Here is a 24,385-nt window from a genome sequence, read left to right as displayed (position 1 = left end):
CGAACCAGCCCTGGGATTGGATGAATGGCTACCGCGATTTTCACTTGCTCAACTCATCGGTCTCAGTGAGAGCGAAGAAGCAGAGCCGGGACCGACGAATCCCGATGGCTTCTTCAAATTTCGGCGCTTACAGTTGCAGGATGAGAAGGGCTACATCCCGCCCGATGGTTTAGAGAAAGCCCGTCGCCATGTTCAGCTAATGCTCGCCGCCCGCGAAGAGCGGCGCAAAACGCGGGAAAAAGCCGGGCTGCCAGCCAGTGACCTCTACAGTTCAGGGATTGGCCCAAACGCCTGGGAGTGGCTGGGGCCGGGCAACATCGGCGGGCGCATCCGTGCCATTGTGATTCATCCGACCGAACCCAACAAGATGTGGATCGGCAGTGTGTCGGGTGGCATCTGGCACACCACCAACAGCGGTTCGGGTTGGCAGCCGGTCAATGATTTTATGGCGAACCTCGCGGTCACCACGATGGTCATCGACCCGACCAACCCCAGCATCATGTATGCCGGCACCGGCGAAGGTTTCGGCAACATTGATGCCATTCAAGGGGCAGGCATTTTTAAATCTACCGATGGCGGCGTGACCTGGAATCAACTTTCATCCACGGCGAACGCCGCTTTCTTCTTTGTCAACCGGCTATCAATTTCGCCCGGTGGCGGTACACTGCTTGCAGCCACCTCGCAGGCGCAAGACGTCAATGGAAATCTCATTGCTACTGGTGGCATCCAACGATCAACGGATGGGGGAACGACCTGGACACAGCCGACAACCAATCAAGCGATGGATGTTGATTTTCGACCGGGTGATGGCAGTCGCGCCATTGTCGGCCAGTTAGGGTCAGCCAGCTTTTCAACCGATTTTGGTCAGACGTGGAATGCCGCAACTTTCAATCCCCCAATCAATCCGGGAGCAGGTAACAATGGACGTGTCGAGTTAGCCTATGCGCCCTCTTTGGGTGGGAGTCTGGTTTATGCTTCGGTCAATCAGAATAACGGCGATGTTTACCGCAGCACCGACGGCGGGCAAAACTACACACGAGTCAATACCGGCACGAACTTTTTTGTCGCCGGGTCTCCGAATCAAGGCTGGTATGATAACGTCATCTGGGTCAATCCGATCAATTCCGCCTTCGTCATTGTCGGCGGCATACACCTGTGGCGCAGCACCGACAGCGGCAACACCTTTACGCAGATCAGCGACGGCACCGTAACCTCTGCCCATGCCGATCATCACATCATTGTTGCCCACCCCGGTTTCAATAACAATGACAACCAGACAGTTTTTTTCGGCAACGACGGCGGCATCCACCGCCTCCAGGACATCAATGCTGAAGTCCCGGCCGGAATGACCACCCTGAACTTCCTTGATTTGAACAACAATCTCGGCATCACGCAGTTTTACGGAGGTGCCGGTAACAACGCTTCACAAATCATCATCGGCGGCACGCAGGACAACGGCACGCTGAGGTTTTCGGGCAACACCGAAGGCTGGACCTTGATGCAGGGCAGCGATGGCGGCTATTGCGCCGCCGATCAGACCGATTCAAATTACTTTTATGGCGAGACGCAAAATCTCGGAGTCGTTCGCAGCACCGACGGCGGACTGACGTCAACTTCTATCAACGCCGGCATCACTGACGCGACCTGCACGCCGCCGCCAGGGGGCACCTGTAACCCTCCTACGAACTTTATTGCCCCACTGGTCATCGACCCCCTTGACCCGAACACCTTGCTTGCGGGCGGTATCAGCCTTTGGCGGCACACCAATGTCAAAGGCGCTTTTCCCCCTAACCCTGGCGATCCCACTTGGACTGCGATCAAACCGCCGACGGCGAGCAACTCGCCAATCAGCGCCATCACGGTTTCCCCCGGCAGTTCAAGTTTCATCCTCGTGGGCAATAACAATGGTGATATCTTCCGCACCACCAACGGCACGGCCGGCTCGCCTACCTGGACGCAGATCGACACTGCCGCCGTCCCCAATCGTGTGGTGACGCGCCTGGTGATCGACAACACCCGCACGCCAAACTGGATTTATGCGACCTTCGGCGGATTTGCCGTTGACAACATCTACCGCTCAACCGACCTCGGCACGACGTGGACGGACGTAACCGGGGCGGGCGCGACGGGATTGCCGAGTGTGCCGGTGCGCGCCCTGACTTACCACCCCGACCGCACAGACCTGCTCTACGTCGGCACCGAGGTCGGTATTTTCACTTCCGAAGACGGCGGCGCGACCTGGGACGTAAATCAAGACGGCCCGGCGAATGTATCCGTCGACGAATTATTTTTTATGGCAGGCCCGGCATTTTTCAGCAAAGCCTTGATTGCCGTTACCCACGGGCGCGGCGTCTACCGGGTTGGCGACGTTTTGCCGCCGCCCATAGTAACCACAACAGACGACGGTGGCGGCGATAATGAAAATCCGGTTCCGGGTTCATTACGGGAAGCGATTTTGCGTACCCATAATACTAACAACACCGGTGACGTCCTCACCATAAAGTTCGCTATACCAGGCGGGCCAGGCGTCAAGACAATCAATCTGGGAGCGAAGCTCCCCTTAATCCTTCAACCTGTCTTCATAGATGGGTGGAGCCAGGGAGGACCGGATTACACTGGCCCGCCGTTGATTGAACTAAACGGCTCGCAGATTGTGCGTGAATTTGAGACCGACCGAGCCAGCGGGCTACATGTCCATACGACCGCCGGAGGCAGCTACATCAGAGGGCTTATCATCAATCGCTGCTTTGATGGCGGGATCGATCTGAACGCGGGCAATAACCTGGTCGAAGGTTGCTACATTGGCACATCAGCCGATGGCAACGCTGATCTGGGCAATGGCGCTGAGGGCGTGTGGCTACCTTCCAGTAACAACCGACTTATTGGTAACGTCATTTCAGGCAACGACCTTGGGGTGCTTATAGGATTTACCAGTGGGAATGTGCTGAAGGGTAACTATATTGGCACGAACGCCGCTGGCACAGCGCGCCTCCCGAACACCAATGACGGCATACGCATCTTCAACAGCTCTGGTAATACGATTGGGGGAACCGGCGTTAGCGAAGGCAACCTGATATCGGGTAATGGTACAGGACTTGGCGCCGACGCGATCAAGATTGAGAGCAGCACATCATCGGGCAACATTGTGCAAAATAACATCATCGGTCTGAACGCAGCGGGCACAGCCATTCTCGCTAACAGCGGCAGCGGCGTCCACATCATCAATGCTCCCGGCAACATCATCGGCGGCTCTGGCGCTGCGACGCGCAATATCCTTTCTGGCGCGTCGGTAGGTTTTAGCATCGGCGGGTACGGCATTCACATCGAAGGCAGTTCGGCTTCCGGCACACAGATTCGCGGCAACTACATCGGCACATCAGCCGACGGCAACGCCGACCTCGGTAACAACGGCGGCGGCATCTTCATTAACAACGCGCCGAACACCATAATCGGCGGGCTGGTTTTGGATCAGATCAACGAGCGCAACGTCATTTCGGGCAATAACAACGCTCAGATCTACATTACCGGAAGCCTTGCGACGGGCACGCAAATTAAAGGCAACTACGTCGGTCTGAACGCCACCGGTGATGCGCGCGTTGAAACCAGCGGGATTATCGGCATACGCATCGAAAGCGGCAACAACCAGATTGGCGGCACCGGCCTCAGCGACGGCAACGTCATCAGCGGCAATTCTATCGGCATTTCCTTAAACCAAGCCGGTGCATCATCGAACATCGTGCAGGGCAACCGCATCGGCACCGACAAGACCGGCACCGTCGATCTGGGCAACAGCGGAGATGGCATCTTTATCCTCCGCGGCGCCAATAACCTTATCGGCGGTACCACTCCTGAAGCGCGCAACCTTATCTCCGGCAACAATGCCAGCGGCATCACCATCGCCGGCGACAGCGCCAACCCGGCACAGGGCAACCTCATCCAGGGCAACTTCATCGGCACCAATGCCGCCGGCACGGCTTCGCTCGGCAGCAACGCCAGCGGCACCGGTATTCTTCTCAACAGTGTGATAGATGTGACTATCGGCGGCACCGCCCCGGGAGCGGGCAACCTCATTTCCGGCAATGGTAACAGCTTTGGCAGCAATGGTGTCCATCTGGCAGTTGGTCATCCGAACAGCGGTCTTGTGGTGCAAGGCAATCTCATCGGCACCAATGCCGCGGGCACGGCGGTAATAGGCAACGCCGGCAGCGGCATCCTGGTTAGTGGTTTCGGTAGCGGGGTGACAATCGGCGGGGCTACTGCCGCCGCGCGCAACCTCATTGTCGGAAACGACCAGTATGGCATCCAACTCAACGGCGCGGGCGGCAATGTGGTAAAAGGCAACCTGATCGGCACTGATGTTACAGGCACTGCCAACTGGCACAACAATATATCGGGGATTAGTGTAGGCTCTCCTAACAACGTAATTGGCGGCACGAGTCCGGGCGAAGCCAACCTCATCGCGTTTAACGGGACAAACTCAAACCACGTCGGCGTACAGATCCTAGATGGCGGCGCTATCGGCAATAGGGTTCGTGGCAACTCGATCTACTCAAACACCGGCATCGGCATTGACCTCGGCGGTCTCGGCTTGACTGCCAACGACAACTGCGACACTGACACCGGCGCGAACGGCTTGCAGAACTTTCCCATCCTGACTTCCGCCGGTAATGATGCCGGCACCACGCTTATCGCCGGTTCCCTCAACAGCACGGCAAGCGCCAGCTTCACCCTTGATTTCTATGCCAACCCATCTTGCGACGCATCCGGCAACGGCGAAGGCAAAACCTACATTGGCTCCTTTCCGGTCAACACCGACGCCACCTGCGCCACCAGTTTCGCCGTTACGCTTCCGATTGCCGTTGCCGTCGGACAAACGATTACCACGACTGCCATTGATGCGGCAGGCAACACTTCGGAGTTCTCCGCCTGCCGCCCGGTAACCGCCGGACTCACCCTCGCCGCCGGCACCTATTCAACTATCATCATCAACAGCGGCACAACCGTCACTTTAACCGGCGATGTTACAGTCACCGGAAATCTCACTTTAAATGGCGACCTCAATACTGCTGGTTTCACCTTGACCATGCCTGCTGCCGCGACCTCTTCAGGCACCGGTGATGTTATCGGCAATTTGCGTCGCACAGGCATCACGCTCGGCACCCCGCTCAGTTTTGGTAATCCTTTCAACACCATTCAATTTGATTCAGGAACGCCGCCTACTGAAGTCACCGTGACCCTCACGAAATCCGCGCCTGCCGGTTTTCCAAACGCTGTGCAACGCACCTATACCATCACGCCCACAGGGGGCAGTAATTATTCGGCAACCTTGCAACTCCACTATCTCGATGGCGAACTCAATGGCAATGCCGAAGCGGCCATCGAACTGTGGCGCAGTGATGGTTCCGTCTGGGCTGGGCAAGGGGCAACCCTTAGAGATGCCATAGACAATTGGGTACGGCTTTCGGGAGTAACCCAATTTTCACCCTGGACGATAGCCGGACCCGGCGGGCCAACGGCGATTGACCTTGTGAGTTTCACCGCCACCGGTTATGACAATGGCACCTTGCTGGAATGGCAGACCGGACTTGAAGTCGATAACCTGGGTTTCAATGTTTATCGTGAAGACGCCGGTAATCGCCAATTAATCAACCAACAACTGGTCGCAGGATCGGCGCTCCGTGCCGGTTCCAGGTTATTGACCGGTGAAAGCTATGGACTGTTTGACGGGCAGGTGAAAGGCTTAAAATCGACAGCCGTTTATTGGCTTGAGGATGTCGACCTCAAAGGTCAATCCACCTGGCACGGCCCATTCTATACAACCTACGTTGGCGGCAATCCGCCACCAGTCGCCAATGTCACATTGCTGAATAAACTGGGCGCGATACCGGTGAGCATTTCGGCAACTCGTATGGTTGAGCGGTTTGCGCCATCCGCTGTATCCGGCAAACCGCTCAGCGATGACATCAATCCCCTGGCTTCTCAATCAGCCCTTAAAATTTATATCAAGCGCGAAGGACTCTATCGCATCACTCAAAACGAACTTGCCGCCACCGGGTTCGATGTGAAAGTTGACCCGCGAATGCTGCAACTCTTCGTTGACGGTCAGGAATTGCCCATAGCGGTTTCGACCAATAAAGACGGGCTATTGCAGAGCATTGATTTTTACGGTCTTGGCATAGACACGCCTTCGACAGATGCGCGCGCCTACTGGCTCATCGCCGGAAATCATCCCGGCAAGCGCATACCAACTGTAGAGGACGAAGGCGTGTCTTCATCTCAAGCGAGTTTTACCCAAACCGTGGAGCGCCGTGACCGCACGCTCTATTTTGCGGCGCTTAAAAATGGCGAACGCGAAAATTTCTTCGGCGCAATCGTCACTTCCCAACTCCTTGATCAACCGCTCACCCTGCAACACCTTGCGCCAAGCACGGAACCGGCTCTGCTCGAAGTGACGTTGCAAGGCATCACGCAGACGCCGCACCGCGTGCTTGTACTAATCAATGACGTGGTTGCCGGCTTCATTAACTTCAACGGTCAGGCGCAAAGCTCAACTCGTTTCATCTTACCTCATGCGCATTTACGCGAAGGACTCAATACCGTTCGACTTGCATCTCAAAACGGCACGAGTGATGTTTCCGCAGTTGATTGCCTACGCTTATCCTATCAACACACATACAACGCAGATAATGATGTCCTCAGATTTAACGTTTCGGGCAAAGAGCAAATCACCGTAGACAGTTTTACAAATCAAGCCATTCGCGTTTTCGACATCACGGATGCCGGTAATCCCGCGCAGTTAATGACTCACATCAGCGAATCGAAAACCGGATTTGCCGTCACCGTTGCGACATCCGAAACCGGCACCCGCCAATTGCTCGCCATAACCGATGAGCAGTTGCAACAACCTGCTTCACTAAGCCTCAACTCCCCTTCACATTGGCGCGATAAAAGAAATGCTGCCAATCTGGTCATGCTCACGGCGAAAGGCTTTTTTACCAGCCTTGAACCGTTGAAACGTTTGCGTGAATCGCAAGGGTTTAAAGTCGCGATGGTGGATGTCGAAGACCTTTATGACGAATTTAATTTCGGGCATAAATCACCACAGGCGATTCGCGATTTTCTGCAATATGCGCAAAGCAATTGGGCAGGTAAACTTCGCTTTGTGATGCTCGTGGGCGATGCGACATATGACACCAAAAATTATTTGGGTTTGGGCGACTGGGACCTTGTACCGACGAAGCTAGTCGATACCAATTATATGGAAACCGCCTCAGATGATTGGTTCGCGGACTTTGATAATGACGGCATCAGTGAACTGAGCATTGGGCGATTGCCTATGCGAACCCTTGCGGAAGCCGGGGCATTGGTGAAAAAACTTACGGCTTACGAAACCTCTGTTACGCCATTTGCTGCCTTGTTGGTATCGGACGCCAATGATGGTTTTGATTTCGAGCAGGCTTCGCGCAATCTCAAACCTGTGCTGCCTGCCGCCATGCGCATTGAAGAATTGCAGCGCGGGCGTTTAGACCCGACAACCGCAAAGGCGCAATTACTTGCCGCCCTGACCACAGGTCAACGCTTGATTAATTACACCGGACACGGTTCATTGAATATGTGGCGCGGTAATTTGTTGACCGCTACGGAAGCCGTCAATCTCAATCAGGCAAATTTGCCGATGTTTGTGCTGATGAATTGTTTGAATGGCTATTTGCACGACGCTACGATGGACGCGCTCGGCGAAGCCTTAATCAAAGCTGAGCCTGGCGGCGCGATTGCCGTCTGGGCATCTTCGGGTTTGACCTTGCCGGAATCACAGAACCGGTTGAATCAGGCGTTTTACAAGCAGCTATTCAGCAATCCGACAAAACGGTTGGGTGAAGCCGCGATGGCAGCCAAACAAGCGGTCACGGATACGGATGTGCGCCGAACCTGGATATTGCTTGGCGACCCGACTTTGCGGTTGCGATAAAATAACCCGAAGCCATAGACTGAAGCCGCGACTCATTCACATGGAGAAATTTGGATTATGCCCGATGCCATCATCACAGAAACACCCACGCCGCAGATGAACATCAATGTTGCCATCATCGAAGATCGTCAGGAAATTCGCGAAGGGTTAGCAACCTTGATTCAATTTACCGAAGGCTATTCATGCGGCGGGCGATTTCATTCGATGGAAGAAGCCCTACAGCAGATGGGCGCCAATCCGCCTGATGTTGCCCTCGTTGATATAGGGCTTCCGGGGATGTCAGGAATCGAAGGAATCGCGATTCTCAAAAGCCGCTATCCGCAACTGCTTATCCTGGTGCTGACGGTTTATGATGACGACGAACGCATCTTTCGCGCGATGTGCGCAGGCGCATGCGGTTATCTGTTGAAGAAAACTCCACCCGTGCGTTTGCTCGACAGTATACGCGAAGTGGTAACCGGCGGCGCGCCCATGTCGCCGGAGGTGGCACGCCGTGTGGTCACATTATTTCGCAAATTTGCGCCACCCAAAAATGTCGATTATCAATTGACCGCACACGAAACCCGTTTATTGAAACTCCTTGTTGAAGGGCACAATTTTAAAACCGTCGCCGCGAAATTAGGCGTGAGCGTCAACACCATCTCATTTCATATGCGAAATATTTACGACAAGCTGCAAGTCCATTCCAAATCCGAAGCGGTTGCCAAAGCGTTGCGGCAAAGGATTGTTTAAACAAAATCACCACCTGATTGCCTTCCATTCATTTTTGCAAGTTCAGTGACCAGCCTCATTCTCCTACTGTGCCTCAGTGCTCTCCAGCTTTTGAATCAAATATTTTGTGTGAACAAAACGAACGAAAAATCATATTGAAAGTTAATAAACAATAAGCAGATTCAACCGACCCTGCACTTTGCAAATGCGACCCGACTGGTAGAGAATGTCGTTTGCCGTTGGTTGATTTTTGAATCGATTTGAGGAGAAACCATTATGAGGATGTGCCAACGAAGTGCTATCGCATTGCTTTTAATTGCCATTCAAATTTTCACTTGCCTGCCTTTGTTAAACACCGAGGCCAGCGCCCAAAGGCGCGTACCGCCAAGAAGACCTGCTAATTCAACCGGAGTTCAGAACAATATGAATCAAGGATTGCAATTCAGACTCAGTGAAGGAATCGAATCCGGCGAACGGCGCGAAACCATCCCGCAAGCCGTTGCCGCAAAACTCTCAGACAGCGATACGCAAAATGTGTTGCGGCGTTTACAACCCATCAAAGCCGAAGCGAGTGACGAACAGGATTTTGCGGTTCGCGATAAAAGCCTGCCGCCACCGCGCACCGGCAAAACCGTTCAAGGCGCTTTCCCACCGCCCGAGGCGCCGCGTGTTCCCGAAGTCCAGGGCGGCACCCTCGAAGTCGCGCGCTTTTCACCCGAAGGCGAAGTGCCGCTTGCTCCGCAGGTGAGCGTCACCTTTTCTCAACCGATGGTCGCCGTCACTTCGCAAAGCGACGCGGCAGCCAATGTTCCCGTGAGGCTCACGCCGCAACCCGAAGGCAAATGGCGTTGGGTGGGCACGAAAACCTTGCTCTTTGAAGCAGCCAACGATCAACGCTTTCCTGCCGCTACAGACTTCACCGTCGAAATCCCCGCTGGCACGAAATCGGCTACAGGAGCCACTCTTGCGGCGGCGAAGCGTTTTCGCTTTTCGACGCCGCCGGTAAAAGTCGAAACCTCTTATCCGAATTATGGACCGCAACGTCGCGACCCGTTGATGTTCGTTGCCTTTGACCAGCGCATCAATTCCGAAGCCGTGTTGCAAAATATTAAACTCACGGCTGGCGGTCAATCATTCAGGTTGAAACTTGCAACCCAGGAAGAAATCAATCAGGACGCGACGATTAGCAATTTCGCCAAGACCTTTGATAAAACGCGCTGGCTGGCATTTCGCGCCGTTGACGTAAGCGGCAATAAAGCGATGTTACCTAGCGATACCGATGTCACCGTGACGATTGCTGCGGGCACACCTTCGGCAGAAGGTCCACGCAAAACCACCGAACCGAAATCATTTTCATTTCGCACCTACGGCGCGATGCGTGTGCGCGAATATCGTTGCGGGTACAACAGTTGTTCGCCGTTTGATCAATGGTCAATTCAATTCACCAATCCCATTGATACACAAACCTTCGATGCGTCGATGGTGCGCGTCGAACCGGCGATTCAAGCGATGAAGACGCAGGTTTACGGCAACACCTTAATCATCACCGGCATCAAGAAAGGGCGCACCACTTATCGCGTCACCCTCGCCGCGAATATCCCTGACACTTTCGATCAGACATTAGAAAAATCACAAACCATCACTTTCAATGTCGGCAGCGCGCCGCCGGCGCTCGCTTCATCCGGCAGTGAATTCATCGTGCTTGACCCGACCGCGCAACCGCGCTTTTCGGTCTACAGCATCAACTACAGCAATTTGAAAGTGAGCCTTTACAAAGTCACTCCCCAGGATTGGAAAGCTTTCGGTCTTTTCGTGCGCGACAACGACAACCGTCCTGCGCCTCCGCCGGGTCAGTTGATTTCATCCAAACTCGTTCCGGTCAATTCACAGCCCGATGAAATGGTTGAAACCAAAATCGATTTATCACCGGCGCTCAATGGCGGTTTGGGGCAAGTTGTTTTAGTTGTTGAACAACCCGTGAAATCGAAAAACCGCTGGGAAAATCGCACCATCAAAGCCTGGATTCAAGCCACGCAAATCGGACTTGATGCCTTCGTTGACCACACCGATTTAATCGGTTGGGCGACTTCACTCAAAGACGGCAAGCCGCTTGATGGTGTGCAACTATCACTTCTTGAAACGACATTGACCGCAACCACACAAGCCAACGGCACGGCGCGCATGGCATTGCCGGAGGTCAAAGGTCGTGCAGGTTACGATTTGCTGGTTGCCCGCAGAGGCAATGATGTTGCCATTTTGCCGGAAGACACTAACTGGTGGAATGAGGGCGGCAACTGGTACAGGAAAAATCTGCAAGACTCGCTGCGCTGGTTTGTTTTCGATGACCGCAAAATGTACAAACCCGGCGAAGAGGTTCACGTCAAAGGCTGGATTCGTCGCATCGGCGCAGGTAAAGATGGCGATGTCGCGGCGCTCGACGGCGAAGCGACCAACATCAGTTATTTAATTCGCGATTCACGCGGCAACGAAATTTCCAAAGGCACAGCGAAAGTCAATGCGCTTGGCGGTTTCGATTTCGCTTTTAAATTGCCGGGCACCATGAATCTCGGCTATACGAATTTGCAACTGGCTTCATCGGGGAATGCCGCTCAGCTTGGCGGTACAACTTACAGTCATTCATTTCAAGTTCAGGAATTTCGTCGCCCCGAATTTGAAGTCAATGCACAGGCAAGCGAAGGACCTCATTTTGTCGGCGCAAACGCGACGGTCACGGTGAGCGCCAGTTATTACGCGGGCGGCGGACTCCCGAATGCCGATGTGAATTGGACGGTGCGTTCGACGCCGACGAATTACACGCCGCCGAATCGCTATGACTTTACCTTTGGCAAATGGGTTCCCTGGTGGCGCAGTTATTACGAACCGCCACAAGCAAATGTGAAGACTTACAATGCCAAAACCGATGCTGCGGGCAAGCACCGGTTGCGTGTGGATTTCGATAAAGCAGACCCGCCGCGCCCCTATGCCATCACTGCCGAAGCCTCTGTGATGGATGTCAATCGTCAGGCGTGGAATGCGTCGGCAAATCTGTTGGTGCATCCGTCTTCGTTGTATGTCGGCATTCGCTCGCCGCGCACCTTCGTACAAAAAGGCGAACCGCTCATCATTCAAACCATCACCACCGATATTGACGGCAAAGCTATGCCCGGTCGCACCGTGAAAGTTCGCGCCGTGCTATTGGATTGGCTACAGGAGAAAGGCGAGTGGGTTCAAAAAGAGGTCAACCCACAGGAGTGCGAAATCAAATCCGCTGCCGATGCGGTTGAGTGCAAATTTGAAACTAAAGAAGGCGGACAGTATCGCATCACCGCCAGCGTATTCGATGACCGCGAACGCGCCAATCAAAGCGAAATCACTTTGTGGGTCGCGGGTGGCAAAGTCATTCCCAAACGCGACATTGAACAGGAAGAAGTGCAACTCATCCCCAATCAAAAAGATTATCAAGCGGGCGATACCGCAGAGATTTTGGTCAATGCGCCGTTCTTCCCCGCCGAAGGGGTGATGACGCTCAATCGTTCGGGCATCGTTTCAAGCGAACGCTTCACCATGAACTCGGCTTCGCATACGCTAAGGATTCCGATTAAAGAAGGCTACACGCCGAACATTTATGTCAACGTCGATTTGGTCGGCGCACAGGTGCGCGCGGATGATGCTGGCAAACCCAATAACGCTTTGCCGAAACGCCCGGCGTATGGCGCGGGTTCGTTGAATCTTGCGATTCCACCGGTCACCAGAAAGCTTGCGGTGAAAGCGACGCCGAAAGATAAAGCCTTAGCGCCCGGCGCAGAGACCAGTGTTGATGTTGAAGTGAAAGATGCGGGCGGCGCAGCCGTCGCGAATAGCGAAATCGCCGTGGTTGTGGTTGACGAAGCGATTTTGAGTTTAACCGGCTATCGCGTCGGCGACCCGCTTTGGACTTTCTATTCAACCCGTGGCGCGGATATGAATGCTTATCATTTGCGCGAACGTGTATTGCTTTCCGCGCCGGAGGATTTAGCCAGTCAACTGGAAAAAGGCGCTGTGGGTGGCGTGCCCGGTGGAGTGGCTGAAACAATGCAGATGCGCACAGGCGCATTGCCGCCGCCTGCACCGCCTGCTGCTGCCATGCCCAAGAAAGCCAAAGCGCCGGGCGATGCAAGTGGTGAAGACGCTGCGATTCAAGTGCGTGAAAACTTCAACGCGCTGGCGGTCTTTGCGCCCGATGTGAAAACCGATGCCGATGGACGCGCGACCGTCAAAGTCAAATTGCCAGACAATCTGACGCGCTATCGGGTGATGGCGGTTGCGGTTGCCGGTGGCAAACAGTTCGGCATGAACGAAGCCAACATCACCGCGAGACTGCCGCTGATGGTTCGCCCGTCGGCTCCGCGATTTTTGAATTTCGGCGACCGCTTTGAACTGCCGGTCGTCGTGCAAAATCAAACCGATGCGCCGATGGATGTAGCGGTCGCGGTGCGCGCTACCAATGCCGAACTCACAGATGGCAACGGGCGTCGCATCACGATTCCTGCGAATGACCGCGTCGAAGTGCGTTTTCCGACTGCGGCGATGAAAGCCGGAACCGCGCGTTTTCAAATCGCCGCCGTATCGGGCGAATGGGCGGATGCAGCGGAAATCTCACTTCCGGTGTGGACGCCTGCGACGACCGAAGCCTTTGCGACCTATGGCGAAGTTGATGCGGGCGCAATTATTCAGCCTGTGAAAGCGCCAGGTGATGCCATCAAACAATTCGGCGGGCTTGAAGTCACCACTTCATCAACGCAACTGCAAGCCTTAACCGATGCGGTGTTGTACCTGGCTTCGTACCCTTATGAATGCGCTGAACAACTTTCATCACGCATCGTGTCGATTGCGGCGTTGAAAGATGTGCTCACTGCCTTCAAAGCCAAAGGCTTGCCGCCGCCAGATGAGATGCTTGCCGCAGTCAAACGCGACATCAAACGCTTGCAAGGCATGCAAAATCCCAGCGGCGGTTTCGGATTCTGGAAACGCGGCGATGAAGATTACCCCTATGTGAGCATTCACGTCGCCCACGCTTTGCAACGCGCCAAAGAAAAAGGCTTCGAGGTGCCCGATGATATGCTGGCGCGCTCGAAAGAGTATTTGCGCAACATCGAAAGCCACATTCCAAGTTATTACTCAATCGAAACGCGGCGCGTGCTGGTCGCCTATGCGCTATATGTTCGCAATCGCATGGGTGATCGGGATACGGTAAAAGCCAAACGCCTCATTGCCGAAGCCACGCTTGAAAAGCTCTCGCTTGAAGCCGTCGGTTGGCTTTTGCCTGTGCTCTCGAAAGATGCCGGTTCACAAGCGGAAGTCGCGGCGATTCGTAAGCACTTGAACAACCGCGCCACGGAAGAGGCTGCCACAGCCCATTTCGTGACTTCGTACACGGACGGCGCGCACCTGCTGTTGCATTCTTCGCGTCGCGCCGATGGCATCATCCTTGAAGCGTTAATTGGCGACCAACCGCAAAATGATTTGATTCCCAAACTGGTTCGCGGACTTCTCGCCCATCGCAAAGAGGGGCGTTGGGAAAACACTCAGGAGAATGCTTTCGTGCTGCTGGCACTCGATAAATATTTCAACACCTATGAAAAGGTGACGCCCGATTTCGTGGCGCGCGCCTGGCTTGGTTCAACCTACGCGGGCGGTTACGAATTCAAAGGGCGTTCGACCGACCGTTATAACGTCAATGTGCCGATGAAATATTTAGTTGAACAAAGCGGACAGCAAAATCTCATCTTAAGTAAAGAAGGCGCGGGGCGTTTGTATTACCGCGTCGGCATGACCTACGCGCCGACCAGTTTAAAACTCGACCCGGCGGATTATGGTTTTACGATTGAGAGAAAATATGAAGCGGTTGAAAAAGCCGATGATGTGCGTCGCGATGCCGACGGGACGTGGCGCATCAAAGCCGGGGCAAAGGTTCGCGTCAAACTGACGATGGTGGCGCAATCGCGGCGTTATCACGTTGCCCTGGTTGATCCGATACCGGCGGGGCTTGAGCCGATGAACCCGGCATTAGCGACGACCGGCAGCATTCCGCAAGACCCGACGAGCAGCGACTTCCAGCGCGGTTACTGGTGGTGGTGGCGCACCTGGTACGAGCATCAGAATATGCGCGATGAACGGGTCGAGGCTTTCGCGTCGCTACTCTGGGAAGGAGTTTACAATTATTCCTATGTTGCGAGAGCCACCACGCCGGGCGTGTTCGTAGTGCCGCCGACGAAAGCCGAAGAGATGTATCACCCGGAAACCTTTGGCAGAAGTTCGAGTGACCGCGTGATTGTTGAATAAGGCAACAATTCGCAGCCGGAGTTTAATCAGTTGAGGTTTAATCATGATTAAATTCCGGCTGTCTTTTTGTCTGGTTTGGGCGCAGTCTGGAGCGGCTTGCCAAACAATTGACTGAGGTTGAACAAAGTTTTTGGTCGCGTTGTCCGGCAAATCGCGGTCAAAGACCGTTTCCTCAACAGATTCAAAGACAACGCGGTCAAAGACCGCTTCCTCAACGGATTCAAAGTAACTGATATGGCAATCTCTTCTAAACCAAAAAAAGTATGTACCTATTCCCCAAATGATGTTATGAAAAAAATACCCCAAGGCTCTGCAAGCTTGTTTGATGACCAGATTGGGAAACAGAAAATAAAACCACCCTAAAGTTCTGGTTTTTAATAGGTAAAGGGGGACTTCATAAAGGCATTACCAGATGTTCAAACGATTTGATTCCTCCCCAAGTCAGCTTAAAGCGTTACAACGCGCCGAAAAGTTGGTATTCAACGGAAAATTAGAAGCCGCCATCAATCAATACTGCAAAATTGCCGCAGAGAATCCGACCGATATTACAATTACCAACATTCTGGGAGATTTATACGTTCGCGCCGGGCAGATTCCCGAAGCCATCGATTGTTTTACCCGCATCGCCAATACTGACGCCGAAAGAGGATTTACCGCGAAAGCCATCGCGATGTTCAAAAAGGTATTGAAACTTTGTCCGAATCACCTTGAAGCGCGTTTGCAACTGGCTAACCTCTACGCCAGAAATCGCTCGCTTGATGAAGCGACGCTCATGTATTTAGAAGCCGCGCAAATTTATACGCGAATCGGCAACATCAGCAAAGCCACAAGCATTTATAACACGGTTATCGAATTAAACCCGACCAATGCAGCGGTTTTAATGAAACTCGGCGCGGTTTATACAATGAATGGCAGGCATGACAAAGCCCTTGAAGTTTTTCTCAGAGCCGGTTACGAGTTCTTAAAAAGAGACGACCAGGACGGGGCGCTTAATGCCTATGCCAAAGCCTTGTCTATCAAACCGAATTCATTGAGAGCCTTAGCAAATATTTCGACCATCTACCTCGAACGCCAGCAACCGGAACGCATTATCAAACTGGTCAAAAACGGGTTGAATAAGCGAGCGCATGATCCCGATATGCTCGATTTGCTCGGTGATGCCTGTCTGGCGGCGGGGTCGTTCGATGAAGCGGAAGCGGTTTTTCATCAACTTTATAATCTGCAACCGCAACGTTTCCACGGACTTTTAAACCTCGGTGATGCCTATGCGCAGCAGGGTGAAATCGAAAAAGCCCTGCACCAACTCGACACCTGTTTGCCACATTTATTCAAGACCCGCAAAGATGCGCTGGCGATTGAATTTTTACGCCGGATGTTGAAACAGTCGCCCAATCATTTAGGCGCTTTGCAAAGCCTCTATCAGGTTTATCTGCATTTAAACGACGAAGGTCTGATGGTTGCAACCTTGAATACACTGGTTAAAGCCGCCATCGCACAGGAGAATACTGAAGCGGCGATTGAATCGCTTGAACGATTGGTCAATCTGGAACCGTACGACCTGAAACACCGCGCGCAATTAAATGCGCTTAACGGCAAGGATTCCCCTGAAGAGTTGCAAGAACCCCTGCAAAAACCTTCACCGGTCATTCTGGTAAACGACATCCAACCCGGTTATGACGTTGAATCAGTAATGAATAATATTTCCCAAGCCGATTTGCTCATCAGTTGCGGCAAAAGCGATCAGGCTATCAAAGTGGTTAAACAAATTATTGACCTCGACCCCGATAATGTCGAAGCCCGGCAAAAACTGAAAGAGCTTTATCTGTTCACCGGCAATCTTGATTTAGCGGCGAGCGAATCGCTGCAACTTGCCCGCATACTGCAAAACCGACAGAAATTATTTCCCGCAGGACATCCCTTAACCTATTCGCTACCTTTGACCAACCCCGGCTTGAAGCCGCAACCGTTGAGTCAACCTTCATTAAACCCGGAGCAGAATGAATGGGGATTTTCGCTGGTAACGCCTGATGAAAGACGCCAATCCGAACGCATCCTGATGAATTTACCCGTGGGTGTGGCTGCCAATGATGGCAGTTGGAAAGAGATTACCGAAACCGTCAACATTTCCAAAACCGGTTTGCTGTTCAGAGTCGAGCATGAGGTTAAGCAAGATGCATTGCTGAGAATCGGTTTACCCATGCCCATGAATTTACGGGTGTTTAATGATTCGAGAAAACTCTATTCAGTTAAGGCAATGGTTCGTCATGTGATGAAATTATCGAGCGGCAAAAAGTTGATTGGCGTGGAATTTACCGACTGCATATCCGGCAAATAACCTGCAATCCGCTCAATTCACCGCTGCAAAATTTCTGCGTTGCTCAGTTCTCCATCCAACTCACGGCTCAACCGTTTGCCACTGAGTTTATTTTGCCAATCGCGGCATTGAGCATCGCTGTGAGAGCGGCTTTCGATGTCACCTTTTTCTTTCAAATATTTTTTAGCTTCAATTCCCTTTTAGATTTCCAAAATCCGTTTATGTAATTGAGAAGACATTCATATCGGGATTTAAGCGCATAAAAAATCAGGGGAGAAAAATCATGTCTGGCAAGAAAAGCGTTATCAGGTTGGCGATTTTACTGGGTTTAATATGTTTGAGTGTGGCCTGTTCGGGGCAAACCGATGAAGCCAATAAATTAATCAACGAGGCAAATGGCATCCTTGATAAATCCAGGGCATCCAGCGACAAGGCAGATCGTCTGCTCAACGAACTGGTGGGCGAAAACCTCACCAAAGCCGAAGATGCCGAAACATACAAAACCGACAACCAAGCGAAATTTGATGAGGCAGTCAGTCTGAGCGAACAATCTGAAAAAAGTATCAGTGAGGCTGCGGCAAAATTTGAACAGGCTTCAAAGTTGAAGGTTGATGATAAATTCAAAGAATATCTCGGGTTGAAAGCTCAGGAATTCAAGAAACGAGCCGAGCGCTTTAAAGCCGTAGCGGGGTTTGTCAAAACTTTTCTGGCTGAAAAAGATGTGGAAAAAACCGACCAGTTAATCGCTGACAACAATAAAAAAGAAGGCGGACTGGTCAAAGAAGCCGATGATTTAGGGGCAAAAGCCGAGAAAATCATTAGGGACAATCCGAGCCTGTTCAAACTCAACTAACTTCCGATTGCAATTCTCAAAAAAGGAGGATGGCACTTCAATTACACAGAGGTTTCCCGCCTTGAATTCGATTGCGTGCCATTCTCCCCATTTAGACCTTATTTTGACAGGATGGGAGAGAAGCCATGAAAAGCAAGCTAACAGCGATCATTTTGTTTGCCACAATCTGTATGTTGCCGCAGTTGATGGTCGCGCAAGATAGCGGCAAAGCCGAATGGACGTTGATGTTTTATATGGATGCTGACAATGATCTTGAAGCGCCACAGTTGAATGATTTGGAGGAAATCATGGCGGTTGGAAGCACTGCCCAGGTCAATCTGGTGGTGCTGGCTGATCGCAGCGTCAAAGGCGACGATGAGCGCGGTTACACCAATCTCCCGGTCGGCGGTCTGAAAAACTGGACGACCGCCAAATTGATGGTCATTGAAAAAGGCAAACTGCGCGAGCTTGCCGATTGGGGCGAAGTCAATATGGGCGACCCGGCGACGCTCAAAAAATTTCTGCAAACCGTAACCGGGCAGTTTCCCGCGAAAAAATATGGCTTGATTTTCGGCGATCACGGCGCAGGTTGGGTCGGTATTGTCAGCGACGGAAGCGCCGACGGGGATTCCTTGACATCGGCTGAATTGCCTGCCGGATTCAAAGAGGTAGCCGCACAAACGGGTAAATTTGAATTCATCGGGTTTGATGCCTGTTTGATGGCAAACCTCGAAGCGGCGAAAGCGGTCGCGCCGTTTGGCAAAACCATGATTGCCTCCGAAGAAGTCGAACCCGCCAATGGTTGGAACTACACGCCGGTTATCACGGCATTAACTAAAAATCCGCAAATCGATGGGGTGACGCTCGGAAAATATGTGGTTGATGCTTTCCGCGAATTTTATCTTCACAGCCAGAGAGATGGGATTGCCAAAGGCGCAACGCTGAGCGTTATTGATTTGGACAAAGTTTCTGCGCTGGAAACGGCGTTCAGCAATCTAGGGATTCGCAATCAAGCGTTTATCAAAGCCGGCGGACGCAATAACTGGATAAAGACGTCGCGCGCCCGCAGTCATACGGAAGAATATGGCAAAGGTGATGATGGCGGCTCGCAATTGTACGACCTGGTTGATTACGCCGAGAATCTCAAGCGCGAACAACCTGATGTTGACACTGTCAAAGCCGCAGACGCTGTCATTGCCGCCGTCAAATCTGCCATTTTATACAAGACCAGTGGTGAAGCGCGTCCCCGCTCCAACGGGCTTTCCATCTATTTTCCGAACAACCCGCAAACCGCAAATGGCGATTACCTCAATACGCCGCTTTCCTTGACCGGCAAATGGGCACCCTTTTTAGTGGATTTTCTAAATCTGCCAACCCCCGACACTCAGGCTCCCAAAATCGAAAATGTAGCAACCACAGATAACGACATCGCGCAAAACGATGTCATCACGGTCAGCGCGCAGGTCAAGGCAGACGATATCGAAGATGCAACCTTCGTGCTTGCCGAATTGAATGACAACGAACAAATCATCATTGGTGAGATTCCGACCGCGCCGGATGAAAAAGGGATTTTGCGCGAAGAATGGGACGGCAGTTGGTTTTCAATCAGTGATGGTAAAAAAGAATTGATTTGTCCGATTACCAATTTTGAGGAACTCGAAGACGCGCAGGATACCTTTTATGTCGAAGTTCCCGCACAGGTTCGCTTGCGCGGCACTCGACAATGGCGTGATGTGACGCTCTATTTTTACCTCGATTTTAATGAGCAAGAGGTTGTCGGCGAATTCGTCTATGCCTTCGCCTTTAACGGAAAACAAGCGCGCGAAATCGAACTCGAAGTCGGCGATGCGATTCGTCCGGTCTATGTTTCGATTGATCGTAACGGTGACGCCCAATTGGTCGCTTCCAATGATGCGAATGATATTTTTAATATCACCCAGGACACCGACCTTACCGTCGGAAGCCTGGATGTTGCCGCAGGCAAATATCTAATTGGGTTTACCGTAACGGATTTGGCGGGCAACATCGGCGAACAATTTACTGAAGTGACGATTGAATAATTGGTGAGCCTGGGCGGACAAGCGAGCGGCAGACAGATGTGGCTTTCAGTTCAAGGAGGTTATTTAAGTGGCGTTCATCGGAGAAATTTTCGGAGCATCAACCGGGTTAATTCACCCGCTCGCTGTTATGAATAAAGGCGAGGCTCAGGCGTTCGATGCCGTCTTTTCCGCGACTGCGTTTGGTCACTTGCGCGAGGCTGTCAAATTTTCCGCTGGCGCTGATGACCCGCACCAGATTAAAGGTGCCGGGCGCTTCTTTCACACATAAGCGTATGCCGCCCAATCCGAAATCTTCACTGACGGCTTCTTCTTTGCCAATTAATATCAATTCATTGTTGTAATATTCGATGCGAAAAGTCTTTTTGCCTTTTTTACGCGGGGTGCGTCGGCGCTCTTCCATATTCGGAGTGTCGGTTTGAAAGATGCCCCAGGGCTTTTCAAAATAAGCCTGTGGCGGCTGTTCACCGATAAATTCCACGCCAATGAATTTAGCCGATTGTTCACCGGCATCAATCCGTCGGACTATCGCATAAACTTCATAGGAATTTTCAAAGAAGGCATGATTTCTAAGCGTCATCGGCATCGGCATCGAGATTTTCAAAATCTGACCTTTTTGTACAGCCGTTGTGAGATGCATTAAAACGCCGGAAACGCTGACATCCACCGATTGCGTCATTTCGTTCCATTTATCGCCATTTTGATTATAGCCCATGACAGTAACCGGCAATGCCAGTTCAAATCGGCGATGACGGCGACGTTCGTTGGCACGCTGGCGTTCTTCAATATCCGCGAGATGCATTTCGCTTTCCACGGTCGCAGCGAAATGCTCAAAGTTCTCTGCACCTGCCGCTTCATCGGATTCGCGTTCAAAAAGTGTATCGTCATATTCGGCGCGGCGTGTGAAGTTGACCAGCACCGAAAATGCCAGGGATACTCTTTCAAAAGCTTCATCAATGCGCGGCAGCAAGTCTTCGGGTTGCGGCAACTCCAGGTTGAATTGTCCGGGATTCAATAAAGCCGCGGCGCGCATGTAAGCGATTTTGATTTCACCTGTAGTTGCCAGTTCATCAACATCCAGAACTTCGTAATGGGTTTGCGATTCTTCGATATAATCGAGCAACTCTTTGAGGTCTGATAGATAATCGCGAATCTGCTCCGGCGAATAGGTTTTAGGGGGAGTCGTCATTTCTTTACCTTTAACACTCGGATTTTTCATCCATTTCACTCCCTGAATAGGTTCTATTCTCTTCTACTACATCTGACTTTGATTAACAACACTTTTTATTTTCCGGCAACGGCGATTGACGATCAGTGGTAAACCGGCGTATAGTCGTGCGCGGTATTCCATTTTCTGCATTCGCATCATTTGGAATACTTTGTGCGCAATAGAGCGCCAGCCAAACTCTCCCATCTGTTAAATCTCCCTTTCCGATTCCTGAATCTTCACCTACAGGAACCCATATCTATTCAAAATTCTCAGGAGGATTTCACATGAAAACTCTATTAGCTTGTTGTTTATTATTCACCTTAATCGTCGGCAGCCTAAACGCGGTTTCAGGGCAACAAAGCGGCAGTGTCGGGGTGGCTCCGGCATGTAACAACCAATCGAGAACTTTGCAAATTGCTGCCGGCACATCGCAGACCGAACAACAATGTGCACAGTGGAGCATCACCGTACTTGGGGTGACATTCACCAGTCCGTCCGCTTGTCCGAACAGCAAAACCGTGCGCTCGGATGATACGTTCAGTTGTGGGCCTGCGGCGACGGGAATACACTGCAATCCTCGCGGGTATAAGGTCAATGTTAAGGTTTATTCCTCGAATAACCCCTGTCCGGGAATTCCCAGCACTTTACCGACAACGCTTGAGGAGGCAAACGCGGCGGTTCAATGTCAGCCGTTGGCTTTAATCAGCGATGTCAATACCTGGTCGGCATCCGTACAGGCTTGCGCGACCGGCACACAGATTCGCGAAGTTGACCGGATTAACGAAAGCGAACTGAGTAACCTGGTGGTCACGGGTGGCGACAACTTTGTCTTTTATTCAGGCAATCCCGCCAAAGTCCTCGCCAAACAACCTCCCTCAATCAAACAAACCGCCGAACAGTTGAACGCTATGCAAACCCGCGCACTCGAAAGCCTGCCGCAGGCGTTGGCGCAGAGTTACCTCTTGCATCCGCGCGTCGAAGGCATCAAAAAATTACGCGCCACCGTTGAATATAACTTTCGCTCAGTCGGAAATCTCGGCGTCGTTCGCAATGTCCATCAACTTGAAGGCGCATTCACCCATGATGGACGATTTTCAATAACCGATACACGAAGCGGAACCCTTGAAGACAACGATTCACAAATCATCGTTGAAGATATGGCTTATGACGGTTCAAATTTTTTCAGTGGCATAAGGGGTCAACATCGCTACAATGCCTATGCGCCATCAAGCGCCGGTATCAAAAGCGCCATATGTTACGACGCCCAATTTATGAAACCGCTGGTGAGTTGGGCAACTTCACCTTTTTGGATCACCTTGTTCCCGCAAACCGAATACGCGATGGAGTCGGTCGGCGATAATCTGGTAAAAATTATCGAATCCTATCCGCAAATGCAGATTCCCGGCGGCGCTGGCAAAACCGTTTATTACATCAGCACAGCGCCTGTAGCTCATCCGATACGTATTGAAACTTTCGATGCCGGCGGACAATTGCGCATCAGGAAAGATTTTTCGGAATTCGTAACCATCGGCAAAGGCATATGGCGACCGTTAACCGTGGTTGAGAGTTTTTATCAACCTGGTGAAGCGACGCCGTATCTGACGACCTCTATGAAGATTGACCAAGCAATTGCCACTTCTGCGAAGGATGCTGAAAGGGCTTTTGCGCGTGTGCGGTCACCTGAAAATCTCTGGCGGTTGTTTATGAAGTAATGCCTGGTTTTAAAATGCTCAGTTGCCGAAATGCCTCTTCAGGGCATTCCGGCAACTCTTGCAATGCGATTTTGCAGAGAAGATTTTTGAGTATGTTTATTTAACCGTTGGCGCGTTCAAACTCTTTCATAAAGCTGACCAACGCTTCAACCCCGGCTTTCGGGAAGGCGTTATAAATCGAAGCCCGTATGCCGCCAACCGAACGGTGTCCTTTGAGTCCGTCAAGCCCGGCTCTGGTCGCCTCGCTGACAAACTGTTTTTCCAAATCTTCGCTCGGAAGTCTGAATGTCACATTCATCAATGACCGGCTGTCAGCGGTTGCATGCGGGCGATAAAATTCCGTCGCATCAATCGCGTCATATAAAACTTGGGCTTTCTCTGCGTTGTGTTTTGCCATCGCTTCGAGTCCGCCTTCGGCAATCAACCACTTGGTAACCAGATGAAGAATATAAATCGGGAAAACCGGCGGCGTGTTGTAAAGCGATTTGTTATCGGCGTGGGTTTTGTAATTCAACATGGTAGGCAAACTATCTGAACATCGCGCCAGCAAATCATCGCGAACGATGGCAAGCGTCAAGCCCGCAGGCGCGAGATTTTTTTGCGCTCCGGCATAAATCATCGCGTGTTTGGCGACATCAATCGGTTTGCTGAAAATATCGGATGAGGCATCGGCAACGAGCGGCGCTGCGCCCGATGCAGGCGCGCGATGCCACTCGGTTCCGTAAATCGTGTTGTTCGTGGTGTAGTGAACATACGCGGCTTCGGGGTCGAGTTTGATTTCTTCATCGGTCGGGATGCGGGTGAAATTTTCAGACTCGGTTGATGCCGCGATGTTGACCTGACCGACGCGCCGGGCTTCCTTAATGGCTTTCTTTGACCAGACGCCGGTGACGATGTAATCCGCCTTGTTTGCGAGTGGCATAAAATTCATCGCCAGCATGGAAAATTGTAAAGACGCGCCGCCCTGCAAAAACAACACCTGATAGTTTTCAGGAATGTTTGCGAGTTGGCGAATGTTGGCTTCTGCGCCTTGAATAATCGCGTCAAAGGTTTTCGAGCGATGACTGATTTCCAGCACAGACATGCCCACATCGGGAAGCGCCACCAGATCGCGCTGAGCTTCTTCGAGAACAGTTAAAGGTAAAACTGCGGGACCTGCGGAAAAATTAAAAATTCGTTCTGTCATTTTTTTCACCTCTTGATTAACTTGGGCTGTTAATTCATCAATTTTCGGAAAACAAATTCACCAATCGGGTTTC

At 51.9% G+C, this 24,385-nt stretch carries 10 protein-coding genes; 8 read left to right on the top strand and 2 right to left on the bottom strand.

Annotation, left to right across the window (positions count from 1 at the left end; all coding sequences use genetic code 11):
• Nucleotides 1-16: 16 nt before the first annotated feature.
• The 7 genes from AB1757_26535 to AB1757_26505 all read left to right on the top strand — a co-directional run bounded on the left by AB1757_26535 (nt 17) and on the right by AB1757_26505 (nt 20,207).
• Nucleotides 17-7,969, top strand: coding sequence for a C25 family cysteine peptidase (locus tag AB1757_26535; protein ID MEW6130617.1), 7,953 nt, complete (start codon nt 17-19; stop codon nt 7,967-7,969).
• Between the two features lie 57 nt (nt 7,970-8,026).
• Nucleotides 8,027-8,701 carry a response regulator transcription factor gene (locus tag AB1757_26530; GenBank protein MEW6130616.1) on the top strand — a complete coding sequence of 225 codons (675 nt, stop codon included), beginning with the start codon at nt 8,027-8,029 and terminating at the stop codon, nt 8,699-8,701.
• 402 nt (nt 8,702-9,103) lie between these two features.
• Nucleotides 9,104-15,001 (top strand): alpha-2-macroglobulin family protein, encoded by a 5,898-nt coding sequence (locus AB1757_26525; GenBank protein MEW6130615.1) that lies wholly within the window; start codon nt 9,104-9,106, stop codon nt 14,999-15,001.
• Nucleotides 15,002-15,118: 117 nt separating this feature from the next.
• Nucleotides 15,119-15,364 carry a hypothetical protein gene (locus tag AB1757_26520; GenBank protein ID MEW6130614.1) on the top strand — a complete coding sequence of 82 codons (246 nt, stop codon included), beginning with the start codon at nt 15,119-15,121 and terminating at the stop codon, nt 15,362-15,364.
• A gap of 49 nt (nt 15,365-15,413) precedes the next feature.
• A complete protein-coding gene (locus AB1757_26515) occupies nt 15,414-17,336 on the top strand; it encodes a tetratricopeptide repeat protein (protein MEW6130613.1) in 1,923 nt (640 codons plus the stop codon).
• 262 nt (nt 17,337-17,598) lie between these two features.
• The gene (locus AB1757_26510) at nt 17,599-18,168 is read left to right on the top strand and encodes a hypothetical protein (GenBank protein ID MEW6130612.1); all 570 of its coding nucleotides are present in this window, start codon (nt 17,599-17,601) and stop codon (nt 18,166-18,168) included.
• A gap of 125 nt (nt 18,169-18,293) precedes the next feature.
• A complete protein-coding gene (locus AB1757_26505; GenBank protein MEW6130611.1) occupies nt 18,294-20,207 on the top strand; it encodes a clostripain-related cysteine peptidase in 1,914 nt (637 codons plus the stop codon).
• Nucleotides 20,208-20,313: 106 nt separating this feature from the next.
• On the opposite strand, the gene AB1757_26500 is transcribed toward AB1757_26505, so the two are convergent.
• Nucleotides 20,314-21,423 (bottom strand): PilZ domain-containing protein, encoded by a 1,110-nt coding sequence (locus tag AB1757_26500; protein MEW6130610.1) that lies wholly within the window; start codon nt 21,421-21,423, stop codon nt 20,314-20,316.
• 275 nt (nt 21,424-21,698) lie between these two features.
• Between AB1757_26500 and AB1757_26495 the strand changes: the two genes are divergently transcribed.
• Nucleotides 21,699-23,126, top strand: a complete 1,428-nt coding sequence (locus AB1757_26495; protein ID MEW6130609.1) for a hypothetical protein — start codon at nt 21,699-21,701, stop codon at nt 23,124-23,126.
• Nucleotides 23,127-23,226: 100 nt separating this feature from the next.
• Here AB1757_26495 and serC read toward each other — a convergent pair whose 3' ends face one another.
• Nucleotides 23,227-24,312: a 3-phosphoserine/phosphohydroxythreonine transaminase gene (serC, locus tag AB1757_26490; protein MEW6130608.1), complete on the bottom strand. Its 1,086-nt coding sequence runs from the start codon at nt 24,310-24,312 to the stop codon at nt 23,227-23,229.
• Nucleotides 24,313-24,385: the final 73 nt, after the last annotated feature.

It is taken from the genome of Acidobacteriota bacterium (assembly GCA_040754075.1).
Taxonomy (GTDB): Bacteria; Acidobacteriota; Blastocatellia; order UBA7656; family UBA7656; genus JBFMDH01.
Note: the sequence above shows the minus strand (reverse complement) of the source record. Positions and strands in the feature narration are given on the sequence as shown.

Bases quoted from the DNA above. Each gene is read 5' to 3' on its own strand.
- AB1757_26530 (MEW6130616.1), top strand. From the start codon at position 8,027: ATGCCCGATGCCATCATCACAGAAACACCCACGCCGCAGATGAACATC.
- AB1757_26505 (MEW6130611.1), top strand. From the start codon at position 18,294: ATGAAAAGCAAGCTAACAGCGATCATTTTGTTTGCCACAATCTGTATG.
- AB1757_26495 (MEW6130609.1), top strand. From the start codon at position 21,699: ATGAAAACTCTATTAGCTTGTTGTTTATTATTCACCTTAATCGTCGGC.
- AB1757_26515 (MEW6130613.1), top strand. From the start codon at position 15,414: ATGTTCAAACGATTTGATTCCTCCCCAAGTCAGCTTAAAGCGTTACAA.
- serC (MEW6130608.1), bottom strand. From the start codon at position 24,312: ATGACAGAACGAATTTTTAATTTTTCCGCAGGTCCCGCAGTTTTACCT.
- AB1757_26500 (MEW6130610.1), bottom strand. From the start codon at position 21,423: ATGAAAAATCCGAGTGTTAAAGGTAAAGAAATGACGACTCCCCCTAAA.
- AB1757_26525 (MEW6130615.1), top strand. From the start codon at position 9,104: ATGAATCAAGGATTGCAATTCAGACTCAGTGAAGGAATCGAATCCGGC.
- AB1757_26510 (MEW6130612.1), top strand. From the start codon at position 17,599: ATGTCTGGCAAGAAAAGCGTTATCAGGTTGGCGATTTTACTGGGTTTA.